17 protein-coding genes are annotated in these 23092 nt (G+C 69.0%); 7 read left to right on the top strand and 10 right to left on the bottom strand.

Annotated elements, in window-relative coordinates; genetic code table 11:
* Nucleotides 1-582, bottom strand: coding sequence for a DinB family protein (locus tag ACFXN1_RS14705; protein WP_379399917.1), 582 nt, complete (start codon nt 580-582; stop codon nt 1-3).
* A 21-nt stretch (nt 583-603) separates the two neighbouring features.
* Nucleotides 604-1659, bottom strand: coding sequence for a phosphotransferase family protein (locus ACFXN1_RS14700; protein WP_379442382.1), 1056 nt, complete (start codon nt 1657-1659; stop codon nt 604-606).
* A 91-nt stretch (nt 1660-1750) separates the two neighbouring features.
* Here ACFXN1_RS14700 and pabB point away from each other — a divergent pair, with 91 nt between their 5' ends.
* Nucleotides 1751-3883: an aminodeoxychorismate synthase component I gene (gene pabB, locus ACFXN1_RS14695; protein ID WP_379442381.1), complete on the top strand. Its 2133-nt coding sequence runs from the start codon at nt 1751-1753 to the stop codon at nt 3881-3883.
* 25 nt (nt 3884-3908) lie between these two features.
* On the opposite strand, the gene ACFXN1_RS14690 is transcribed toward pabB, so the two are convergent.
* Complete coding sequence (locus tag ACFXN1_RS14690) at nt 3909-4397, bottom strand: hypothetical protein (protein WP_379378468.1); 489 nt, start codon at nt 4395-4397, stop codon at nt 3909-3911.
* A gap of 87 nt (nt 4398-4484) precedes the next feature.
* Between ACFXN1_RS14690 and ACFXN1_RS14685 the strand changes: the two genes are divergently transcribed.
* Nucleotides 4485-6095, top strand: a complete 1611-nt coding sequence (locus ACFXN1_RS14685) for a TerD family protein (protein ID WP_379442379.1) — start codon at nt 4485-4487, stop codon at nt 6093-6095.
* Between the two features lie 145 nt (nt 6096-6240).
* Nucleotides 6241-7023 carry an SDR family oxidoreductase gene (locus ACFXN1_RS14680; protein WP_379442378.1) on the top strand — a complete coding sequence of 261 codons (783 nt, stop codon included), beginning with the start codon at nt 6241-6243 and terminating at the stop codon, nt 7021-7023.
* A 6-nt stretch (nt 7024-7029) separates the two neighbouring features.
* On the opposite strand, the gene ACFXN1_RS14675 is transcribed toward ACFXN1_RS14680, so the two are convergent.
* Entirely contained in the window at nt 7030-7788 is a 759-nt protein-coding gene (locus tag ACFXN1_RS14675; protein WP_379442377.1) for a hypothetical protein, read from the bottom strand.
* A gap of 111 nt (nt 7789-7899) precedes the next feature.
* On the opposite strand from ACFXN1_RS14675, the gene ACFXN1_RS14670 reads away from it, so the two are divergent.
* The 3 genes from ACFXN1_RS14670 (at nt 7900) to ACFXN1_RS14660 (ending at nt 11237) form a co-directional block, all read left to right on the top strand.
* Nucleotides 7900-9141: an MFS transporter gene (locus ACFXN1_RS14670; protein WP_379442375.1), complete on the top strand. Its 1242-nt coding sequence runs from the start codon at nt 7900-7902 to the stop codon at nt 9139-9141.
* Nucleotides 9142-9145: 4 nt separating this feature from the next.
* Nucleotides 9146-9511 carry an ArsR/SmtB family transcription factor gene (locus ACFXN1_RS14665; RefSeq protein ID WP_379399932.1) on the top strand — a complete coding sequence of 122 codons (366 nt, stop codon included), beginning with the start codon at nt 9146-9148 and terminating at the stop codon, nt 9509-9511.
* Nucleotides 9512-9629: 118 nt separating this feature from the next.
* Nucleotides 9630-11237: a flavin-containing monooxygenase gene (locus tag ACFXN1_RS14660; protein ID WP_379442374.1), complete on the top strand. Its 1608-nt coding sequence runs from the start codon at nt 9630-9632 to the stop codon at nt 11235-11237.
* 63 nt (nt 11238-11300) lie between these two features.
* On the opposite strand, the gene ACFXN1_RS14655 is transcribed toward ACFXN1_RS14660, so the two are convergent.
* Together ACFXN1_RS14655 and ACFXN1_RS14650 are read right to left on the bottom strand one after the other, a co-directional pair.
* Nucleotides 11301-12272: an alpha/beta hydrolase gene (locus tag ACFXN1_RS14655; RefSeq protein ID WP_379441684.1), complete on the bottom strand. Its 972-nt coding sequence runs from the start codon at nt 12270-12272 to the stop codon at nt 11301-11303.
* Nucleotides 12273-12548: 276 nt separating this feature from the next.
* The gene (locus ACFXN1_RS14650) at nt 12549-13586 is read right to left on the bottom strand and encodes an alpha/beta hydrolase (protein WP_379441635.1); all 1038 of its coding nucleotides are present in this window, start codon (nt 13584-13586) and stop codon (nt 12549-12551) included.
* Between the two features lie 300 nt (nt 13587-13886).
* Between ACFXN1_RS14650 and ACFXN1_RS14645 the strand changes: the two genes are divergently transcribed.
* On the top strand, nt 13887-15272 hold the full coding sequence (locus tag ACFXN1_RS14645; RefSeq protein WP_379441636.1) for a serine hydrolase domain-containing protein: 1386 nt from the start codon (nt 13887-13889) through the stop codon (nt 15270-15272).
* Nucleotides 15273-15371: 99 nt separating this feature from the next.
* Here ACFXN1_RS14645 and ACFXN1_RS14640 read toward each other — a convergent pair whose 3' ends face one another.
* The 4 genes from ACFXN1_RS14640 to ACFXN1_RS14625 all read right to left on the bottom strand — a co-directional run bounded on the left by ACFXN1_RS14640 (nt 15372) and on the right by ACFXN1_RS14625 (nt 23007).
* A complete protein-coding gene (locus ACFXN1_RS14640) occupies nt 15372-17831 on the bottom strand; it encodes an FHA domain-containing protein (protein WP_379463595.1) in 2460 nt (819 codons plus the stop codon).
* Nucleotides 17832-17978: 147 nt separating this feature from the next.
* The gene (locus ACFXN1_RS14635) at nt 17979-18875 is read right to left on the bottom strand and encodes a class I SAM-dependent methyltransferase (protein ID WP_379441685.1); all 897 of its coding nucleotides are present in this window, start codon (nt 18873-18875) and stop codon (nt 17979-17981) included.
* 149 nt (nt 18876-19024) lie between these two features.
* Entirely contained in the window at nt 19025-19642 is a 618-nt protein-coding gene (locus ACFXN1_RS14630; protein WP_379441639.1) for an NADPH-dependent F420 reductase, read from the bottom strand.
* Between the two features lie 269 nt (nt 19643-19911).
* On the bottom strand, nt 19912-23007 hold the full coding sequence (locus ACFXN1_RS14625) for an ATP-binding protein (RefSeq protein WP_379441640.1): 3096 nt from the start codon (nt 23005-23007) through the stop codon (nt 19912-19914).
* Nucleotides 23008-23092: the final 85 nt, after the last annotated feature.

Here is a 23092-nt window from a genome sequence, read left to right as displayed (position 1 = left end):
TCAGCCGTGTTCCACGTCGTGCACGTGGTGCACGAGGTCGTGCAGGAAGTACCGCGCCATGGAGTCGATGGTGAACGCGGAGCCGTTGCTGCGCAGTGCGGCCCGGTCGAGTTCGGTGACCGGCACGGCTTCGAAGGCGCGGGCGGCGGTCTCGGCGGCGGCCGTGAGTTCGACTGCGACGGTGGCCGTTTCGGCGGCGGTGTAGTCCGCGGCGATCGCGGTGGCGTCCTGGTCCCAGTTGGCGAACATGGGAATGCCGTTGTCCCCCACGGTGACCGCGGTGTCGTAGGCGGGGATCACCGGGCCGGGACGGGGCCCGCCGGTGCGGGCGATGTCGAGGCGGTGGGTGAAGATGAGGCACACGTCGCGGACGTGGGCCGCGTACTCGAGCGGCGACCAGGTCGATTCATCGGGCCGTTGCCGGGCGTCGGGTCGCTCCAGGGCGGCGGCGAGGCGGGCGGCACTGGCGCGGGCCGACCCCGGCACCGCCGCGAAGGCGGTGGCGGCGGGGTCGAATCCGCACTCGGCGCAGGCGCGTTCGAGCACCCACGTCCAGTCCTTGGCATCGGGAACGATCGGCATGGCGACCAACTTACGGTGCCGTCACTCCATCAGCTGGTGTGCCTTCTCGAACAGTTCGAGGGTGATGGCGTGCAGGAAGTCGCCGACCTGCTTGGGGGCCTTGCCCGCGCAGGCCCGGGCGTGCGTGCCCTCGAGCACGATGCCCAGCTTGAAGCAGGCCAGCACGGTGTACCAGGTGACGTGGGTCAGGTCGCGGTCGGAGAACTTCGCGTAGTGGGCGATCATCTCCTCGGGTGTGGGCAGGCCGCCCACCGCGCCGAGCGAGCCGACCAGCGCCGCGCCGGTGGTGCCGGGGACCGGGCGGGTGGCGATCTGCCAGCCCAGGTCCAGCAGCGGGTCGCCGATGGTGGACATCTCCCAGTCGACCATGGCCACCACCTCGGGGCCGTCGTAGGAGAACATCATGTTGGCGAGGTGGCAGTCGCCGTGCAGGATGCCGGCTTTCGGCTGGGTGGGGCGGTTACGGTCGAGCCAGTCGCCGACCTGGGCGACGCCGGGGATCTCCGGGCCGGGGTATCCGTCGTTGACGCTGTAGGAGTCGAGCTCCTTGAGCCAGCGCGGCACCTGGCGTTCCAGGAAGCCCTCCGGCTTGCCGTAGTCGGCCAGGCCGAGCGCCTCGTGGTCGAGCGAGCCGAGGCGGGCGATGGCCTCGACCGCGGACAGGCCCATCTGCCGGCGCACCTCGGGGTCGGAGGCGTGCGGTTCGGGCAGCTCGTTCTGCGGGTTGAAGCCGACGATCGGTTCCATGAGGTAGAAGGACGCGCCGAGCACGGATTCGTCGGGGCAGGCGGCGATCACCTTGGGGGCGCGGATCTCGGTGTCGCCGAGGGCGCCGAGGATGCGGGATTCACGCTGGATGACGGTGTTGCTGGCGGACCGCAGATGCTTGGGTCCGCGTCGCAGCACGTACTCGCGGCCGCCGCGGCGGAAGCGGAGCATGATGTTCTGGGTGCCGCCGCCGAGCGGCTTCACCTCCTCGAACTCCCCGCCGGGCAGGCCCTGCTCTTCCATCCACTTTCCGACGACGGCGAAATCGACGACGTCACGATCCACTTCGACCGGCTGCGCAACAGACATGCCGCCTATTCTGCCGTAGCGGTCCACACGAACTGAAGGCAGTCGCCAGCAGTAACTGCAAAATTGGACGGAGCGTAATGTGCGTGGTCAAATGCGCACCCTGTTGATCGACAACTACGACTCGTTCACCTACAACCTGTATCAGCTGATCAGCGAGGTGAACGGGGTCGAACCCGTGGTTGTGCGCAATGACGAGGCGGCCTCGATCGGGGAACTCCGGCTCGGGGAGTTCGACAACATCGTCGTCTCCCCCGGGCCCGGTCGGCCGGATGTCCCGCGCGATTTCGGCATCTCGGCGGCCCTGATCGCCGGAGCCGAGCTGCCGGTGCTGGGAGTGTGCCTGGGGCATCAGGGCATCGTGATCGCGGCGGGTGGGCAGGTGGTCACGGCGCCGCAGGCCCGGCACGGGTACCCGGATCTGATCAGCCATGACGGGCTGGACCTGTTCGCCGGTGTGCCGCAGGACTTCTCGGCGGTGCGCTATCACTCGCTGTGTGCGGCTCGACCATTGCCGGCGGACCTCGAGGTCACGGCGACCACGCCGGACGGGGTGATCATGGGCGTGCGGCACCGCACCCGGCCGCAGTGGGGCGTGCAGTTCCATCCCGAGTCGATCTCCAGCGAGCACGGGGAACTGCTGCTGCGCAATTTCGCCGCGTTGACCGCCGACTATCAACGGCGGCAGGGCATTTCCCGAGAGCCCACACGAACGATGCCGGCGCGCCCCCGGATCGGAGGCGAGACTTCGAGACCGCCCGCCGTCGGCGCACCCGTCCGCTATCGGGTCGAGCAGACGGTCGTGGAGCGGGCCGTCGATACCGAGGCGGCCTTCGACGCGCTGTATGCCGGTTCCCCGCATGCCTTCTGGCTCGACAGCGAGCATGTGGAGCCGGGGCTGGATCGCTTCTCGTTCCTGGGTGACGCGTCCGGGCCGCTGGCGGAGGTGGTGCGGTATCGGGTCGGCAGCGGCCAGGTCGAGATCGAGTCGGCGGCCGGGCCGCGGACGGTGCCGGGCGGGGTGCTCGACTATCTATCCGCCGAGCTACGCTGTCGGGAGATCGAATTCCCGGATGTGCCTTTCGATTTCGCCGGTGGCTATGTCGGCTATCTCGGCTACGAGATGAAGGCCGACTGCGGTGCCGGGGCCGTGCATCGCGCGGCCACGCCCGACGCCCAGTGGATCTTCGCGGACCGGCTGATCGTGGTCGATCACGAAGCGGGCCGCACCCATCTGCTGGCGCTGGCCGAGCCGGATGCCGCTGCCGCCGCACAGGATTGGCTGGCCGCCACCCGGGCCGTGGTGGAAACCCTTCCGACCTGGGAGAATCCGCGGGACCTCGAGCTGCGCGCCGACGAGGCCATGGTCGCGCCGTTCCTCACGCGCGGCCGGGACCGCTATCTCGCCGATGTGGCGGCCTGCCGGGAGCAGCTGCTCGCGGGCGAGTCGTACGAAATCTGCATCACCGACAGCGCTCATCCCCCGGGCGACGCCGACGGCCTCTCCGTGTATCGCACGCTGCGCCGGTGCAATCCGGCCCCCTACGCGGCATTCCTGCGCTTCGCCGGGCTGGAGGTGGCGTGTTCCTCGCCGGAGCGCTTCCTCAAGGTGGATCGCTCCCGCACGGTGGAGAGCAAGCCGATCAAGGGCACCGCCCCGCGCGGTGGCACCGCCGCCGAGGATGAAGAGCTGAAGGACGAGCTGGCCCGCAGCCCCAAGACCCGCGCCGAGAACCTCATGATCGTGGATCTGCTCCGCAACGACCTGGGCCGGGTCTGCGAGATCGGATCGGTGCACGTCCCCAAGCTCATGGTCGTCGAGACCTACACGACCCTGCACCAGCTGGTCTCCACCGTGCGCGGCACCCTCCGCCCCGACCTGGACGTCATCGACTGTCTCCGAGCCTGTTTCCCCGGCGGTTCCATGACCGGCGCCCCCAAACTCCGCACCCTCGAAATCATCGACTCCCTCGAAACCGAGGCCCGGGGCATCTATTCCGGCACCATCGGCTTCCTCGGCCTCGGCGGCGCCGCCGACCTGAACATCGTCATCCGCACCGCCGTCCGCCACGACAATCGCTGGCGAGTCGGCGCGGGCGGCGCGGTCGTCCTCGACTCCGACCCGGCCGGCGAGTACCACGAAATGGTCTGGAAGGCCGCCGCCGCGCTGCGCGCCCTGCCCGGCCTGGGCGTCCCGCCCCGCGACCGCATTCCCTCGGCCAGGTAGTCCGGCCCACCGGGGTGCTGCGACCTCACTTGCGGCGGGAGCGGCGTGACTTGCCTTCGGGCGGTTCGGGTTCCGGATTCTCGCGGGTTCCGGTGAGGCGGCCGAGCAGGGAGACGCCGGGGAGTTTGTCCAGGCGGGTGAAGACCTCCTCGCCGAGGGCGGTGACCGCCTCGAGCCGGGTGAGGATCTTGTCGTAGGCGACGAAGGCGGGCTCGGCCAGGGCGAGGGTGCGATCGAGGCGGTCGATGGTGGAGTTGAGGCGCTCGACGGCGATGGTGAGGCTCTGGATCAGGTCGGGCAGCTGGGCGGCGAGCTGGATGGAGGCGGGCGGGAGGCGGACGGCGGTGTCGAAGGCGGTGGACGCGGTCACCTGGGCGGAATCCAGGGCCTGACCGGCCGCGCTCTGGGCGGCTTCGACCGCGGCCTGGGCCGCCGCCAGGATGTCCCCGGCGGTGGGGACGCGCGAGGTCGAGGGTTTGGCGGGCTGACGGTCGCTCCCCTTGGGGTTGGTCATACCTCTACTGTGCCGCACGATTTTCAGATCGGCCCGCAGGGCCGGGCATGCGGTTTTGTCGGAGGGTCGTGGCATAGTTCGACCACGATGAAACTGACCATGGGTGGCCATACAACGGTTCCGACATCGCTTCTGACGGTTGTGCTTTCGTGGCGGTCGGAGCATGCGGTGCGGGCGCAGGCCGTGCTGGTGGCGGAGCACGGGCGGGCCCGGTCGGACCGGGATTTCGTCTGGTTCGACGCGCCCCGGCACGTCTCGCAGGCGGTGACGCTGGATCGGGAGCCCGCGCCGGGGACGGCGCGGCTGTCGGTCTCGCTCCCGCGCACCGGGCCGGAGGTGGCGGGAATCGTGGTCATCGCTTCGGTGCCAGGCGGTTTCGCCGATGTCGCGGGCCTGCGGCTGACCGTGTTCGACCACGACCATCCGGTCGCTTGGTACGACATCGACACGCCGGACCCCGCACCGGCCCTGGTGCTGGGTGAGTTCACGCGCGCCGAGGAGGGCTGGGAGTTCCGGGCGCTGGCCGACGCGGGGGTCAGCCTGGCGGGGCTGGTGCGCGAGTTCGGGGTGCGGATCGATCCCGCGCACGGCTTCGAACCCGAGCCGCGCCGCACGCCGCCGCCCCCGGATCCCGAACGGGCGGAATGGCATCCGGATCCTCGCGATCCGGCCCGCCTGCGCTGGTGGGACGGCACGACGTGGACGGCGTCGGCCCGCCCTGCGCCGCCGCAGGATGCCCGCCACTGCCCGCGCTGCGGGGCGCCGCGCCGCCGCCTGTTCGGCGCGGCGCTGTTCGGCGCCACGCCGCTGTGCCGCGAATGCGCCACCGAGACAGCCGAATACCTGCGCACCTGGCGGCCCCGCGCCGAGCGCACCCTGCGTGGCCTCTCCCCGCACGATGACTGGGAGACGCTCTGGGCCGCGCTGCGCTTCCAGCGCGTCGACCGCGCCGCCGTCCTGGATCTGCTGCGCCCGCTCGCCCTCGATCAGCTGGAACGCCTGGTCGCCTTCACCTTCGCCGACGGCGTGGTGGACGAGTCCGACGTGGACGACTTCGAGGACACCGTCGCGGAGCTGTCCCTGTCGGGCCCGGTCATCGAGGACCTGCGCCGCCGCCTGCACCGCGGCCGCCTGCTCACCCGGCTGCGGTCCGGCGAGCTGCCGCAGCAGCCCACCACGGGCCTGCACCTGGATCCCGACGAGCGGGTCCACCTGAACCTCCCCGCCGTGCACATCCGGCAGCTGGCCCGCGGCCCCAAGCGCACCGAGGGCCGTCTGATCGTCAGCAACCGCAAGCTGCGCTTCACGGGCGCGGATACCGGCACCGAAATGCCTTGGGCCCGCGTGGTTTCGGTGACCGCCGCCGATGGCCTGGTCGAGGTGTCGGCCACCTCCTCGCGCGGCGGCGCGATCCTCGAGGTCGCCGATCCGGACTTCGTGGCCGCCGCCATGGAGGGCGCGCTGCGCATCGCCAAGCGCCTGGCCCTCACCCCGGGCCGCCGCGACACCCGTTCCATCCCACCGGATGTCAAGACCGTGGTCTGGCAGCGCGACGGTGGCAAATGCGTCGAATGCGGCGACAGTCACTATCTCGAATTCGACCACATCATCCCGATCAGCCGCGGCGGCGCGACCAGCTCCGCGAACCTTCAGATCCTCTGCCGCGCCTGCAACCGCACGAAGGGCGCGCACATCTGACCCCGCGAAGCCGCACATCCAACCCCATCGACGCGCGGGGCACGGGCGAATGTGGGGAATCCGACGCCATGCGATGAATCATGTTGAGCGGCACACGGTGTGGTTCTAGCGTCCGAGGAAGGCCGGTCGAGGAAGGGGATCCGACATGCAGGTGGCGGTTGTGGGCGGTACCGGGACGCTGGGTGCGCCGGTGGTGCGGGATCTGGTGGCGCGCGGGCATACGGTGCGGGTGCTGAGCCGGTCCGCGCCCGCCGAGTCGGTGCCGGGGACCACGCATCACGCGGTGGATCTGGTCACCGGCGCCGGGATGGACGCGGCGCTGGAGGGTGTGTACGCGGTGGTGGACGCGGCCTCCCATCGCGGGCTGCGCAGCGCGCGGGTGATGGTCGACGGTGTGCGCACCCTGCTGGCCGCCGAGCAGCGCGCCCGGGTCGGCCACCATGTGGAGATCTCGATCGTCGGCTGCGAGCGGGTGCCGTTCAGCTACTACCGCACCAAGGTCGCCCAGGAACGGGTGGTCACCCAGGGCCCGGTGCCGTGGACCCTGTTGCGCGCCACGCAGTTCCACGAGCTCATCGACGAAATGGTCGGCGCGGCCGCGAAATTCCGTGTCGCGCCGCGCACCGGTATGCGGTTCCAGCCGGTCGACGTGGTCGCGGTGGCGGGCCGGCTGGCCGACGCGGTCGAGGCGGGCCCGTCCGGCCGGGTCCGCGATCTGGGCGGTCCGCTCGCGCAGACCCTCGGCGAGCTGGCCGAACTCCGCCGCCACGCTCTCGGCCAGGCGCTGCTGCCGCTGCCGGTGCCGCCGGTCGGCCGGATCGTGCGACGGTTGCGCGACGCTGCACTGTGCCTCGACGCCGATGGCGAGACGGTGTCCTACGACTATGCCGAGTGGCTGCGCCGGCGGTATTCGAAGCCGGTGAGCTGACCTGCGTCAGCGCCTCACCCGCAGCACAGTTGGTTCGGCGCAGAACTGCCCGGTGGCCTGATCCAGGGTGAGACCGATGCGATTCAGCCCGCCACTGTCGATCACCGTGCACTCGCTGCCGCCGACGCGCCCGGTCCCGTCGTCGAGGAGCCGGACCTCGGCGGTGACCAGGGGTTGCAGTTTCTCGGCGTCGAAGGTCCAGAATTCGATGTTCCAGAGTTCGTAGCTGTCGCGCGCGGTGACCACGGTGTAGCCGGCCGCGGAGGTGTCGATGCCGATGCCCGCGAGTTCGCCCGCGCGCTGGAGCTGCCCGTCGCCGGCCGCGTGGTAGATGACGTAGCGAGTGTTGGCGCTGGCCAGCATGATCGGGATGATCAACTCGTCGCGGCCGTCGTTGTCGAGGTCGCGCAGTCGTGGCTCGGTGGTGCCGACGGCCTGTTCGGTGAGGGTCTGCAGCGGTGCGCCGACGGGGTCCAGCACGGTGATGGCGACCGACCCCTGCTGTCCGGTACCGCGGTGCCGCACTTCGAAGGTCAGCCCGGCGGCGTCGTGGGATTGCAGGTAGCAGTCGGGAGGCGTGGCGGCCGAGGCGATATCGCCGCAGGGCGGGAGGGCGGAGACGGGGGTGACCGGACCGGGGACGACGTGATCGCTGGTGTGCGGGGAGAGGTTGCCGGCCATGGGTGCGGTGGCGGGGTGTTGTGCGCACGCGGCCAGCGTGAGCGTGGCGGCAGCCAGGCCAGCGGCCACGAGATTCCTCCCCATGGGAGCGAGGATAGCGACGAATGCACAGCAATCGGACCAAGCGAGGCCGACCACACAGATATATCCGACATCATGTGCACAACTGCGCACATATAGGCTTATAGTAACTGTGTGCTCGACGTGCTCCGCGATCCCCGGTTCCGCAAGCTGTTCACCGCCCAGGTGGTCGCCCTGGTCGGCACCGGACTGCTCACCGTGGCCCTGGGCCTGCTCGCCTACGAGGTGGCCGGGGGCCAGGCGGGCGCGGTGCTGGGCACCGCCCTGGCCATCAAGATGGTGGCGTATGTGGCTGTCGCGCCGGTGATCTCGGCGCTCACCCTGCGGCTGCCCCGGAAGCTGGTACTGGTGTCGGCGGACGCGGTGCGCGCGGGGATCGCGCTCATGCTGCCGTTCGTCACGCACACCTGGCAGATCTATGTGCTGATCGCGCTGCTGCAGTCGGCCTCGGCCACCTTCACGCCGGCGTTCCAGTCGCTGATCCCCTCGATCCTGGTCGACGAGGAGGACTACACCCGCGGGCTGTCGCTGTCGCGGCTGGCCTACGACATGGAGTCGCTGCTGAGCCCGGTGCTGGCGGCCGCGCTGCTGACGGTCATCAGCTATCACTCGCTGTTCGTGGGTACCGCGGCCGGTTTCGTGGCCTCGGCGCTGCTGGTGGTGACCACCCGGCTGCCCCGGCTCGCCGCGCCCGAGCGGTCCGCCCCGCTGCTGCGGCGCATCACCGAGGGCGCCCGGATCATGATGAACCGGCCGGTGCTGCGCGGGCTGCTGGCCATGAACATGGTGGTGGCCGCGGCCACCGCGCTGGTGATCGTGAATACCGTTGTGTACGTGCGGGATCAGCTGGGCGGTTCCAATACCGCGGTGGCACTGGCGCTGGGCTGCTTCGGATTCGGCTCCATGGCGGTGGCGCTGTCGACCCCGCGATTGCTGGCGAGGGTGCCGGACCGCCGTTTCATGATGACCGGCTGCGTGCTGCTGCCGCTGGGCCTGATCGCTGCGTCGCTGCCGACCCTGCTCCCCCGCGGGGCCGGTGCGCTCGTGCTGGCGGTGACCTGGGTGCTGCTGGGCGCGGGCACCTCGATGATCAACACCCCGTCCGCGCGCCTGCTGCGCGCCCAGTCCGAACCCGACACCCGCACAGCCGTTTTCACCGCACAGTTCTCCCTCTCGCACGCGTGCTTCCTGGTGACCTACCCGGTCGCGGGCAAGCTGGGCGCGCTGGCGGGCCTGCCGACCACGGCGATCGTGCTGGCCGCCGTCGCTACACTGGCAGCTACGACGGCGGCCCACGCCTGGCCCGCACACATGCCGACGGGCCCCGAGGCGGTGAGGGCGGCGGCAGGAAGGTGAACTGGTGAGCGAGGAGACCGAACCGGCACCTGCCGCACCCAGCCTCATCCACCCGGTCCGTCCGGATCAGCCCCATCTGGACGTGGCCACCGCCACCTTCCGCATGCTGTCGGATCCGACCCGCCTGCACATCCTCTGGATCCTCGCCTCCGACGAGGCCGATGTCACCGCCCTCACCGAGGCCTGCGGCGCCTCCCGCACCGCGGTCAGCCAGCATCTGGCCAAACTCCGCTTCAGCGGCCTGGTCGACACCCGCCGCGAGGGCCGCCGCATCATCTACCGCATCCGCGACGGCCACCTGGCCCGCCTGGTCCGCGAGGGCCTGAACCACGCCGATCACATCGTGACCGGCGAACCATCGCACGCATAGCGAGCATTTCCCGGGACTCGGCTCCTGGTCAGTGGGACGTGGTATCGCCGAGTGCCCGCATGCGCCGTGACGATATGCCTATTCGAAATATCTCGAGACGAATAGTGAGAGGTCGCGCATGCATCCCGAGCAGGGCAGCCCATTCGATGTGATCATCATCGGTGCCGGATTCGCCGGACTCTATGGCGTCCACCAGGCGGCGAAGGCCGGATTGAACGTGCTCGGCCTGGAGGCGGGCGAGGGTGTCGGCGGCACCTGGTTCTGGAACCGCTACCCGGGTGCGCGCTGCGACGTGGAGAGCGTCGACTACTCCTACTCGTTCGACGAAGACCTGCAGCAGAGCTGGACCTGGACCGAGCGTTTCGCCGCCCAGCCGGAGATCCTCGGCTACATCAACCATGTGGCGGACCGCTTCGAGCTGAAGCAGCGCTACCGGTTCGGTCAGCGCGTCGTCGGCGCCCGCTTCGACGACGAGGCGGCCGTCTGGACGCTGCGCACCGAGGCCGGCGACGAATTCCGCTCGCAGTTCGTGGTTTTCGCCACCGGCTGCCTGTCCGCGCCGATCAAGCCGAACATCCCCGGCATCGAAACCTTCGCGGGCGAGGAGCTTTTCACCGCGCAGTGGCCGGAGCAGGGCGTGTCCTTCGAGGGCAAGCGGGTCGGCGTCATCGGCACCGGCTCCTCCGGCATCCAGGTCGCGCCGATCATCGCGCGGGAGGCCGAGGCGCTCACCGTCTTCCAGCGTTCGGCCAACTTCAGCGTCCCGGTGCCCAACCGGCCGTGGACCGACGAGGAGCAGGGCGAGATCCGCGCCACCTACCGGCAGCGGCGCGAGAACTCCTACTACGCACCGGCCGCCACCCCGCACCGCTCGCTGGAGACCAAGGCCCTGGACCTGACCGCCGAGGAGCGCGAGCAGGCCATGCAGGACCGCTGGGACGGCGGCGGCGTGCTGTTCAACAAGGTCTTCCCCGACCAGAACAGCGATCTGGCCGCTAATGAGCTGGTGCGCGAGTTCGCGGTCGCCAAGATCCGCGCCAAGGTGGACGACCAGGCGGTGGCCGACGACCTCATCCCCTACGACCACCCCATCGGCACCAAGCGCATCTGCACCGACTCCGGCTACTACGAGATGTTCAACCGGCCGAACGTGTCGCTGGTGAACCTGCGCCGCGAGGCCATCGAGGAGGTCACCCCGACCGGCATCCGGACCGCCGACAAGTTCGTCGAACTCGACGCGCTGGTCTACGCAACGGGTTTCGACGCGATGACCGGTGCGCTGCTGCGCATCGACATGCACGGCGCGCGGGATGCCCGCCTCGGTGAGCTGTGGGCCGACGGGCCGGTCACCTACCTGGGCTTCGGCATCCCCGGCTTCCCGAACATGTTCAGCATCAACAGTGTCGGCACCCCGTCGGTGATGGCGAACATGGTGCTGCACTCCGAGCAGCAGCTGGACTGGGTGCTGGCGCTGGTGGAGCACTGCCGCGCCAACGGGATCCGCAAGGCGGAAGCCCGCACGGACGCGGCGGTCAAGTGGACCGATCACCTGCTCGAGGTCGCCGAGGGCACGCTGTTCGTGAAGGCCAATTCCTGGTACATGGGCGCGAACATCGAGGGCAAGAAGCGCGTATTCATGCCCTACATCGGCGGTTTCGGCAACTACCGCCGCTACTGCGACGACGAGCGCGACAACGGGTACCCGAACTTCGAGCTCACCGCGTAGTCACTGGACCCGACGAAACCGGCTCGCTTCCTCTTGGCGGCGAGCCGGTTTCGTCGTCCACGGTCAGGCGGGCAGGCCCAGACCGGCAGCCAGAACGGGCCACGACCGCTTCATCGCGTCCTCCCAATAACCCCACGAGTGGGTGCCGGTCGGCGTGAAGTCATAGGTGGCCGCGATGCCGAGGCCGTCGAGCCTGGCCTTCAGATTGTGGCTGCAGAAGTCGGTGGCGGCCTCGATCCCGCCACCGATGATCAGCTGCTGGAGCCAGCCGTCTGTGCCCGGCAGGGTGTGCGGGCCGCCGGGGGCGTCCCACCGGCCCGGCAGCCCGGAACCACTGGAGATGAACAGATTCAGGCCGCGCAGCTGGTCGGCGTGCACATAGGGATCGTTGACGGCCCACTCGGGATCACCCTCGGGGCCATACATGTTCGCGCTGTCCCCGCCGCCCTTCGTCACCACGTCATTGGCGAAGTGATATCCGATGGGGTCACTGATCTGGGCACAGCCGCTGTAGACCGCAACCGACCGATACAACCCTGGCGCGGCGATGGGCAGCTGCAACGCCGAGGTACCCGCCATCGACAGACCCGCGATCGCGTTGCGCCCGTTGGCATTCAGCGCCTCGTCGATGAGCGGTGGCAACTCCTCGGTCAGGAAGGTCTTCCACTTGTTCACGCCCAGAGCGGGATCCGGGGCGCGCCAATCGGTGTAGTAGGTGAAATCCCCGCCGATCGGCTGCACCACATCGACGTTCTTCTCGGCCAGAAAGTCCAGCACATCGGTCTGCGTCTGCCAGGTCACGGCGTCGGCGGCGCCCGCGCCACCGAGCAGGTACAGCACCGGGGCGGGCTGGGAGGTGTCGGCCGGACGGTGCACATCGACCTGAATGCTCTTGTCCATGGCGGCCGAATAGACCTGCAGAGTCACTAGACGGGTGTCGGTGGTCGTGCTGGAGACGATGCGTGAGCCGTCGGCGGAAGTGCCGGTGTAGGTCACCGGGGTGTCCGGTTGGGCGGAGGCCGTGCCCGCGGCCATCGACACCAAAATGGTTGCGGTCAAGGCCGATACCACGCTGCCCAGGGTAATTGTGGAACGCACGCTGTCTCCTCCGGCAGATTCCCGTTGTCACGAGTCAGCACTTCAGCGTGCCGAGCGGATTCGGAAAATGCTGGCCCGGAACTGAACTGACTCCGAGAGTACGTTTCCGGCCGTAGGGTCAGGGCGCGATTCCCACCCTCGTTACCACACGTGTACACAAGACGAAACCGGCTCGCTTCCCCTGAAGGCGTGCCGGTTTCGTCGATGTACCGGTCAGGCCGGCAGGCCCAGACCGGTCGCCAGGACGGGCCACGATTTCTTCAGCGCGTCCTGCCAGTACCCCCACGAGTGGGTACCGGTGGGCGTGAAGTCGTAGGTGGCCGGAATACCGAGGCCGTCGAGCTTGGTCTGCAGGTTGTGGGTGCAGTAGTTGGTGGCGGCCTCGAGCGTGCCGCCCAGGGCCACCTGGTTCGCCCAGCCGCCCGCGCCGGGCAGGGTGTGCGGGCCGCCGAGGGTGTCCCACTGGCCCGGCAGGCCGGAACCGCTGGAAATGAACATGTTCAGGCCGCGCAGCTGGTCGGCGTGCACGTAGGGATCGTTGGCGGCCCACATGGGATCGCGCTGCGGGCCGTACATGTTCGCGCTGTCGCCGCCGCCCGCGGCGATCACGGTATTGACCATGCTGTAGCCGAGCAGATCGCTGATCTGGGCGCAGCCGCTGTAGGCGGCCACCGACTGGTAGAGGCCGGGCGCGGCGATGGGCAGCTGCAGCACCGAGGTGCCCGCCATGGACAGACCGGCAATGGCATTGCGGCCGTTGGTGTTCAGCGCCTGGTCGATGACCGGCGGCAGTTCCTCGGTGAGGAAGGTCTTCCACTTGTTCACGCCCAGTGCGGGATCCGGCTCGCGCCAGTCGGTGTAGTAGCTGAAGCCGCCGCCGACCGGCTGCACCACGTTGACGTTCTTGTCGGACAGGAAGTTCAGGACGTCGGTCTGCTTCTGCCAGGTCGCGGAGTCGGTGCCGCCGCCCGCGCCGTTGAGCAGGTACAGCACCGGGGTGGGCGCCGAGGTGTCGGCGGCGCGCTGCACATCGACCTCGATGTTCTTGTCCATGGCGGCCGAATAGACCTGCAGCGTCAGGGTGCGCGCGTCGGTGGCCTTGCTGGAGGCGATGCGAGAGCCGTCGGCGGAGATGCCCGCGAAGTTCAGCGAGGTCCCCGGGTCGGCGGAGGCGGCGCCCGCGGCCACTGGTAGCAGAACGGTTGCGGTCAAGGCCAATGCCGCGCTGCCCCAGGTCTTCGTTGAACGCACGCTTTCTCCTTCGGCAGTTTTCTCTGGCGTGACGAGCAGTTTGTGCAGGTGTCACGAATCAGCCCCCCACGTTGCCCACAGCCTCTTAGCAATTGCTGACTCGAAGCTGAGCTGCGGCTGAGAGGGTGGCGAGACCCCGGTCGGAGCCGGAAATCGGCTCGGGTGACTTCACTCACTGCCGCCGCTGACCGGGATCCACGCCACCGACGGGCGGCGGTCAGCGCACTGTCGGTGGGCTGTCAGCGCGGGTCGGCATCGTCATGGACACACACGAACAGCCACCACCGAAAGGCACCGCAAATGTCCGCGAACGCGCACACCGATTCCGCCCTCACCGAGTTCGTCGCGGCCACCGCCGCCGAGTACGGGATGCCCGGCATGGCCGTCGGCATCTGGGTCGACGGGCGGGAGATCCACGCCAATGTCGGTGTGACCAGCACCGAGAACCCGGTGCCGATCACCGAGCACACGATCTTCGCGATCGGCTCGACCAGCAAGACCTTCACCGCCACCGCCCTGATGCAGCTGGTCGCGGCGGGCCGGGTGGATCTGGACGCGCCGGTGCGCACCTATGTGCCGGAGCTGGAGCTGATCGACGAGAAGTCCGCGGCGACGATCACCGTGCGGCAGCTGCTCAACCACACCGCCGGGCTGGAGTGGAACATCATCAACGACACCGGCGACGGCGCGGACGGGCTGGCCGCCTTCGTGGCCACGCTGGCCGAGTTGCCGCTGATCGGCGCGCCCGGCGAGCGGGCGTCCTACAGCCAGGCGGGCTTCAACCTGCTGGGCCGCGTCATCGAGAAGGTGACCGGGGAGTCGTTCGAAAAGGTCGTCGCCGACACGGTTCTGGAGCCGGTGGGGCTGGCCGAGAGCTTCTACTTCCAGGGCGATGTCATGACCCGCCGCTTCGCCGCCGGGCACGAGCGGCAGCAGGACGGTGAGCTCGAGGTGTCGCGGGCCTGGAAGGGCAGCCGCGCCAACAACCCCGGCGGCGGGCTCGGGTCCACGGTGTCGGATCTGGTGCGCTGGGGCCGATTCCACCTCGGTGACGGCCGCACCGAGAGCGGCGCACCGGTGCTGCCGGCCGAGCTGATGCACCGGATGCAGCAGCCGACCGTCGAGCTGCGGGCCAGCACCCTCGCCGACGCCTTCGGCCTGTGCTGGATGCTGCGCGATGTGGACGGGGTCCGCACGGTCGGCCACGACGGTTCCGGCTTCGGCCAGTTCGCCAATTTCCAGCTGGTGCCCGAACGCGATTTCGCGGTGGTCGTGCTCTCCAACGCCAGCCCCGACGGCATCCCCGCCAACCAGGCCATCATCCGCTGGGCCCTGGAGCACTACCTGGGCGTCGTCGACAAGGATCCCGAGCCGGCCCCCTTCGACGCTGCGCGCGCCCCGGAACTGTTCGGCGTCTACGACATCGACGCCATGACCATGACCTGCTACGCCGACGGCGACCAGCTCTACCTCGACTGCAAGGTCAAGCCCGAAATCCGCGCCGCCGCCGGCGCCGAGATCCCCCAGGACCACCCGCCCTTCCCCTTCGGCCTCCTCCCCGGCAGCGACGAATACGTCATCACCGACGGCTCTTTCAAGGGCCAGCGCGGCTACTTCACCCGCAACCCCAACGGCGACATCACCGCCATCGACCTCGCGGGCCGTGTCTTCACCCGAGTCTCCTGACACCTCTGAACGAGAGGGCGCCCCCGATACCGGGCAGGCGTCCTCTCCTTGGTGCGTCGAGAGCCAGCAGACGCTGCCGGTCGCCGAGTGCGTCCCTGCTCAAATCTGGGCGGGGCGGGCGCCGCGGCGGCGTGGCCGCATCTGGTACAGGCGATACCAGGCGAGCGCGAGGAAGATCGCCGCCAGGCCGGCGACGACTCCCATATCGAGCAGCCACGTGCCCATGGTGTGCTTCCACAGCGGGTCGGGCCCGCCATTGTGCGGCGAGAGGGTGTCGAGGTCGATGCTGGCCGCTGCAGCGCCGAAGCCCCAGCGGGACGGTGACAGGTAGGACAGCTGTTGCAGAACGGGAGTGCCGGGAAGCCGCACCAGCCCGCCGGTGAGCACCAGTTGCGCCATCGACAGCACGATCAGCAGCGGCAGTGTCTTTTCCGAGGTGTCCACCGAGGCGGACACCAGCAAGCCCAACGCCAGCGACGCGATGCCCAGCATCGCCATCGCCAAGATCAACTCCAGCTGGACCGAGGTGAATATCCCTGTCGGCGGGACACTCGTACCGATAGTGCCGATCAAGAACAGCACCGCCGTCTGAAGGACGGTGATCACGCCCAAGACCAGCAGTTTCGACATCAAATAGACCCCGGCCGACAGTCCTGCCGCGCGTTCTCTGCGATAGATCGTCTGTTCCTTGACGATCTCGCGAATCGCGTTGCCGGTGCCGATGAAGCAGGCACCGAATATCAAGATCATGAGCTTGGTCGAGGCATCGGTGTTGGTTCCCGGCGCCCCGGTGAAACCGGCGCCCGACGGCACCGCGGCGATCAGACCGCCCAGCAGCAGCGGCATCGCGCCGAGCAACGCCAGATAACTGCGGTCCGAGGCGATCACCGCCAGATAGCGCCGGCACAGTGTGCTGAGCTGGCTGAGCTTGGACTGCGGCGCGGGCGGCGGTGCCGGTGCGGGTACTTCCACCGGTCCGGTCTCGTTGGTCTGCTCGACAGCGACGTAGTTCTCGTAGCGCGGGGAGTTCCGGAACTCACCGGCCCAGTCGCGGTCCTCCTCCCGGTCGAATGCTTGGAACACCTCGGCCCAGGTGCGCTGCCCGAACTCCTGCAAGCCCTCTGCGGGCGGCCCGTAATAAGCAAGCTTGCCGCCGGGCACCAGCACCAGCAGGCGGTCACAGGAATCGAGATTCGCCACGCTGTGGGTGACGACGATGACGGTCCGCCCGTCGTGGGCGAGTTCGGACAGCATTTCCATGACCGTCTTGTCCAGGCCGGGATCCAGGCCGGAGGTCGGTTCGTCGAGGAACAACAGCGACGGTTTGGTCAGCAGTTCCAATGCGACGCTCACCCGTTTGCGTTGCCCGCCGGAGAGCCGGTCGATGCGGGTGTCGGCATGCCGCGACAGGCCGAGTTCGTCGAGGACTTCGTCGACTCGCTGCTCGCGCTCCTCGCTCTGTGTGTCACCGGGGAAGCGCAGCTCGGCCGCGTAGAGCAGGGCGCGTCGCGTCGCGAGCTGGTTGTGCAGGATGTCCTCCTGCGGAACCAGGCCGATCCGGTGTCTCAGCTCGTCGTAATCGGTGTACAGGTCGCGTCCGTCGTAGCGGACGGTCCCCTCGGTCGCGGGCCGCAGCCCGGTGACCGCGCCCAACAGCGTCGACTTGCCCGCTCCGCTGGGTCCGATGACCCCGACGAGTGAGCGCTGCTCGATGGGGAAGGTCACGTCGTCGAGCAGCACTTTGCCTTCCGGTGTCCGCACGATGAGGTTCTGGACACAGACCGAGATGTCACCGGTGTCGACGGACTCGCGCAGTTCGTTGCCGACGAGCCGGTAGGTGGTGTGTCCCATGCCGATCAGGTCGGATTCGGACAGGTCCGCGGTCTCGATCCGGTGGCCGTTGACGTAGGTGCCGTTGTGGCTGTCGAGGTCGACGACTCGATATTTGCCTTCGTCGATCACCTGTAGTTCGGCGTGATGGCGAGAGACCATGAGGTCGGGCACGACGATGTCGTTGTCGGCGGCGCGCCCGATCCGGAGTGTGCCCGAGATGATCCGTACCAGCGCGCTGGGGTGAGCGGCCTGAGGCGCCGACCGCGACACTCGCCGGGGCAGGCCCGGCTCGAACTTGGTGACCGTGGCTTCATCGTCGAGGTCATAACCAGGATTCGGGACGATCATCGTGTCCCCACCGATATCGTCATCGGGCTCGGGGCCGGAGTCGGGTGATGTTTCCAGCGAGCAGGACAACTGCGCACCGTATTTGGCATGCCCGAGCTGGAAGGTCTCGTCGTGGTCGATCACCATCCGCTCGACGCGGTGACCATCGAAAAAGGTGCCGTTCAGGCTGTGCGCGTCCTCGATTTCCCAACCGTGGGATCCCCGCTCCAGCACGGCATGCAACGCCGAAACACGCGGATCGGTGACAACAATGTCGGCGGTCGGATCGCGGCCGATGTTGTATGCGCCCTCGGGGCGTAGCCGATAGACGTGTTCTCGCGTCTGCACCACAAGAACCGGGGACTCGGATAATTCCGTGGAGGACCGCTCATCCGCCATAACGGAAGTATACGACCGTGCCGAAGTATCGCGGCGAATGCTGATGGGATTCGAAATACTAATCCGATAGAACCTGACGCAAGATCGAAGCCGAATATTTCTCAATTTGTTTCATGCACCGAATTCCGTCACATCCCATATGCGGGTTCAGCTGCGCTTTTCGGCGCTCACGTAGTGCGCCTGCTGGATGAGATCGAGCAGTTCGGCGGGCATATCGGTGATCGGGTGGCCGTAGCCGGCGGCGAGGTCGACGGGAGCGGTGCTCTGGACCGACCAGCCGTGCCGGGCCAGCCAGTCGCCGGGAACAGCGCGGGCATCGTCGTACCAGAGGTCGCTCACGTCCAGGTTCCCGAAGGGGTTGCTGCCGAAGAACTTCTCCTCCGTGTCTTCGAAGCGTTGCGGGTCCAAGCCGCGGCCGAAGTCGTCGGTGGCCACGCTGCTGCCGGGCGCGGAGAGGGCGTCGATGCGTTCGAACAATGCGTCGTGTGCCGAACCCGGCAGGAACGGCAACAGCCCCTCGGCCGACCACGCCGTCGGCCGCTCCGGATCGAATCCCGCGGCCGTGAGCGCAGCGGGCCAATCGTCGCGCAGATCGACCGCCACCACGCGTCGATCGGCCTTGGCCACGGCACCGTGCTCGGCGAGAACCTGGTCCTTGAACTCCAGCACCCGGGGCTGATCGATCTCGAAGACGACCGTGCCCGCGGGCCAATCCAGCCGGTACGCGCGCACATCCAGACCGGATGCCAGGATCACCGCCTGCCGCACACCCTGCTGCCACGCCGCGGCGAAGAACTCGTCGAAGAACCTCGTCCGGACACCCATGAACCGCCCGAATCGCGTCATGTTGCCCACGGACGCCGGGTCCTCCAGCATCTGCGTGAAGTGCGGTTCACCCGCCGCCTCGACGAACCACGCCGCGTAGTCGTCGCGGATCATCGGCTCGGGATCGATCGTCTCGAGTGCGCGAAACGTGGCGACGCCCAAGGCGGTCAGCCCCACGCTCGTCACGATGTCCCAGCTGTCCCCGTCCATTCGCATCAAGGTCACCTCGTGGTGTCATCGATCGCCTGAACTATCTCGACCGGAGCCGACGCCCCGCTTCCACCCGCTCGATTCTGCTCCCATACAGAACCTTTCGGCAACTAACTGGTTATCGCGCTGTGGCCGAGTCGACCGAGATGGCCAGAGCGTCAGCCGACGTCCTGAAGCAGGAGGTGCCGCGCGTTGAGCGGACCGTCCAGCTGCATCAGCTGTCCGCCCGCACGCAGACCACCGAGGTCCAGCCCGGCGAATCCGAACTCGTCCAGCAATCCGGCCACGGCGGCTTTCGCCTCGGCATCGTCGCCCGCGTAGAAGATCACCTGCCGGCCCTCGGCATGCTGGGGGTCCGCGGCGATGAATGCGGCGAACACGGTGTTGAATGCCTTCACGACCCGCGCGCCGGGAAGGCGCTCGGCGACCCACTCGCTGCCCGTGAGGTCACCGACGTCGTAGCGGCCCCGCCAGGGGTTCGCCGCGGCGAACTGATTCGTCGTGTCGACGACGATCTTCCCGGACCAGTCGGTGAGCCCGGTCAGATCCGGCACGGCGAAGAACGGCAACGCGAGGAACACGAGTTCCGCCTGCGCGGCCTCCCCGGCCGTCACCGCGTGGGCCTTCGGCCCCAACTGCTCCACGACGGCCCGGAGCGTCTCCGGGCCCCGGCTGTTGCCGATGAGTACCTCATGGCCCTGACGGACGGCCTTGTCCGCAACCGCCTGGCCGATATTTCCTGCTCCGAGAATGCCGATGGTGCTGTGTGTGGTCATGGCGCTCATCCTCGATCGTGTCGGGCCCGCCGGCGCTCACGAGCGATGCGGGTTGAAGTCCAGGAGGACCTTGCTCTTTCTGAGGACGGAGAATCGCTCCAGAGCCCCGTCGGCAATCGACCGACGCCACCCGGATGGAGATTATCGGTTACGTCTCTACCAATTTTCCGATGCCGCAGGACGTAATTCATTGAGGGGGCGGCGAGCTCTGGCGATCAGAATACAGCGTCCAGCGCGTGGAAAGTCGCGGGTCGACTTGTTGGTTTCGATTACGGGGCAGGGGTCGCCTCTGTCGCGAGGCTGGCCAGGGCCTCTGGTCGAGGGAGGTCTGCGCCGAGGTGGTAGGCGCGGTGGTATTCGGTGTCGCCCAGGAGGTTTGTGAGGGTCGTGGTCAGGGTGGTGATTTCGGGCTCGCCGTGGTCGGCGGTGCCGCGGATGACTTGGCTGAGGCCGAGGGCGGTGGCGGCAGCGGACGGGTTGTCTTCCAGGAGACGGAGTTTCGCGAGGAGTTCGGCGGCGTGGGCTTGGGCCTGGGCGGTGGCGGCGGAGTCGCCGTAGGTGAAGGCGCCTTCGATGGCGCGGGGAAGCAGGGCGCGGGCCGCGGCGGGTGAGCCTTCGGTGAGGCGGTTGCGGAGGCGGGCGACCGTTATGTGGTTGGCGGCCATCGCTTCTGGATAGGGCAGGTGGCGGAAGCGGTGCTCGAGCTGGTCGAGTTCTCGGTCGGAGCGGGTGATATCGCCTGTGCGGCGGTGCAATTCGGCGCTGGTGAGGAGGATGACGGCGGCGAGGCGGGGGAAGCCCTGGTCGGCGGCGAGGCGCTGGGCGGCGTCGATGTCGCGGGCAGCTTCGGCGAGTTCGCCGGCGCGCATGCGTTCGTCGGCGAGGGCGGTGCGGGCGGCGACGATGTCGTCCTCGGTGCCGAGTTCGGAGGCGAGGGTGACGGCGCGGGCGTAGGCGACGCGGGCCTGGTCGTGGTCGCCCTGCAGAGAGTGGGCGCGGCCGACGGCGAGGAGCGCCATGCCCAGACCCCAGCGGTCGCCGACGATTTCGAAGCCGCGCAAGGCTTCCCGTCGCGCGGCGGCCCCCTCGTGCAGGCGCCCCTGCCCCGTCAGGGCGATGTCGCGGGCGAGCTGCGCGCTGGCCCGCACCCACGGGTCCGGCCAGGTCAGCGCCTGCTCGAGTTGCCGTTCGGCCAGCTTCTCGTCGTCGGCGCGCGCCGCCAGGAGCGCCGTCCACAGTGGTACGGCCGCATGGAATTCCAGCCCTCCGGCCTGCACACAGTCCTCGATGAGCGCGGTCAGCGAGCTCCCGGCGGGCGGCGAACCGGCCATCAGCGCGATCACCCGGAAGGCGGCCCGCGCGGCCGCCAGGAGCTCGTCACCGAACCGCAGGACCGCATCGAGCGAGCTCTCGAACTGGCTGCTCATCCCCCGGATTCCCCAGTACCAGAACATGGCCCGCACGAGCCGCATCGCCGTCTCCGGGGCGGGGCTGGGGCCGAGGGCGGTACGAAGTGCCGCAGCGAGGTTGGCGTGTTCGGCGTCGAAAAGGGCGATGGCGGTGAGCTGTTCGGTGCCGCGGAGGTGGGGTTCGGCCTGTTCGGCGAGGGTGAGGTAGTAGTCGGTGAAGAGCGGGGTCAGGTCGTCGGGTGAGCGGGTGAGCTGGTCGGCGGCGTAGGCGCGGATGGTTTCGAGCATGCGGTAGCGCGGCGGGTCGTCGGGGGTGACGGTGACGAGGGACTTCTCGACCAGGGCGTCGAGGAGGTAGACGATGTCCTCGATGGGGAGGTCGCCGTCGGCGCAGATGGCTTCGACGGCCTCGGCGTTGGCGCCGCCGGGGAAGGCGGAAAGCCTTCGGGCCAGTATCTTTTCGGGTTCGTCGAGGAGGTCCCAGCTCCATTCCACCAGGGCGAGCAGGGTGCGCTGCCGAGGCAGGGCGGTGCGGCTGCCGGAGGTGAGCAGCCGGAAGCGGTCGCCGAGCCGCCGGGCGACCTGGTCGACACTCATGGCGCGCAGCTTGGCGGCGGCGAGTTCCAGCGCCAGCGGGAGGCCGTCGAGTCGGCGGCAGATCTCCACCACGGGGGCGACGGTGGCGTCGTCGAGGGTGAAGCCGGGGCGGATGGCGGCGGCGCGATCCGTGAACAGCCGGACGGCCGGTGCACTCTGGGCCACAACGGGATCCGCTGTCTCGACCGGAACACCGAGCGGTCCCAGGTGGCACAGCGCCTCGCCGGTGATGGCCAAGGGTTCCCGGCTGGTGGCCAGTACGCGTAGCTGCGGCAGCCGATCCAGCAGCTGTTCGGCGAGGGCCGCGGCGTCCGCGATGACGTGCTCGCAGTTGTCGAGCACCAGCACCGCGGGCCCGACGTCCAGTAGTTCGGTCAGCCGGGCGGTCTTGTCCGGCCGGTCGGCGGAGTCGCTGTCGAGCGCCCCGGCCACCGCGTCCGCGAGCTGGTCGGGCGCGCCCAGTTCGGCCAGCGGTACGAAGAACACCGCCCCGGTGGCCTGCCGGTCCATGGCTTCCAGCGCGAGCCGGGTCTTGCCCGCCCCGCCGGGTCCGACAATGGTGACCAGCCGCGAATCCGCCAGCAGCCCGGCCAGTTCCGCGAGTTCCGCCTCGCGCCCGATGAATCCGGTCAGGCGTACGGGCAGCGTCCGGGTCACGGGTTCCCTACGCGGAGCGGGGGTTTCGAGTTCGCCCCGGAGCAGCGCGAGATGTGTGTCCCGCAGGATGGCCCCCGGATCGATGCCGAGTTCCTCGTCCAGCCGCTCCCGCATCTCCTCGTACACGGCCAGCGCGTCCGACTGCCGTCCCGCCGCCGCCAACGCCCGCATGCGCAGCGCGGCCAGCCGCTCGCTGAGCGGATTGTCCCCTCCGGCGATCTCGAGATCGGTGCGCACATCGGCGTACCGGCCCAGCCGCAGCTCGGCCTCGAACCGGTCCTCGACCGCCGCGGCCCGCAGATCGTCCAGCCTGGTCGCGGTGGCTTGGGCGAACGGTGCGTCCTGCACATCGCCGAGCGCGGGTCCGCGCCACAGCGCGAGGGCCTCGCCCAGCCGGCGGGTGGCGGCCTCCGCCCGCCCGGCGGCCAGCTCCTGACGGCCCTGCCGCACCAGGTCCTCGAACCGATCGGCGTCCACCGTCACCCCGGGCAGCCGGTAGCCGCCGGTCCCGAATTCGACCGTGCCCACGCCGCGCAATGCCTTCCGCAGCCGCGACACCGCGGCCTGCAATGCTCCGGCCGCCTCGGCGGGCGGCTCCTCACCCCAGAGTCCGTCGATGAGCGCGGTCACCGGCACGTCCCGCCCCGATTCCAGCGCCAGCCGCGCCAGCAGCATCCGCACCCGCACGCCGGGGATCTCCACCGGCGTCCCATCCTCCGCATGGACCCGAACGGGCCCGAGCACACCAACCTGCACGTGCCGAGTCTTCCAGAATCGTCGCCCGGCG

Origin of the sequence: Nocardia sp. NPDC059154, from assembly GCF_042755705.1 — a bacterium.
In the GTDB taxonomy this organism is placed as follows: Bacteria; Actinomycetota; Actinomycetes; order Mycobacteriales; family Mycobacteriaceae; genus Nocardia.
Note: the sequence above shows the minus strand (reverse complement) of the source record. Positions and strands in the feature narration are given on the sequence as shown.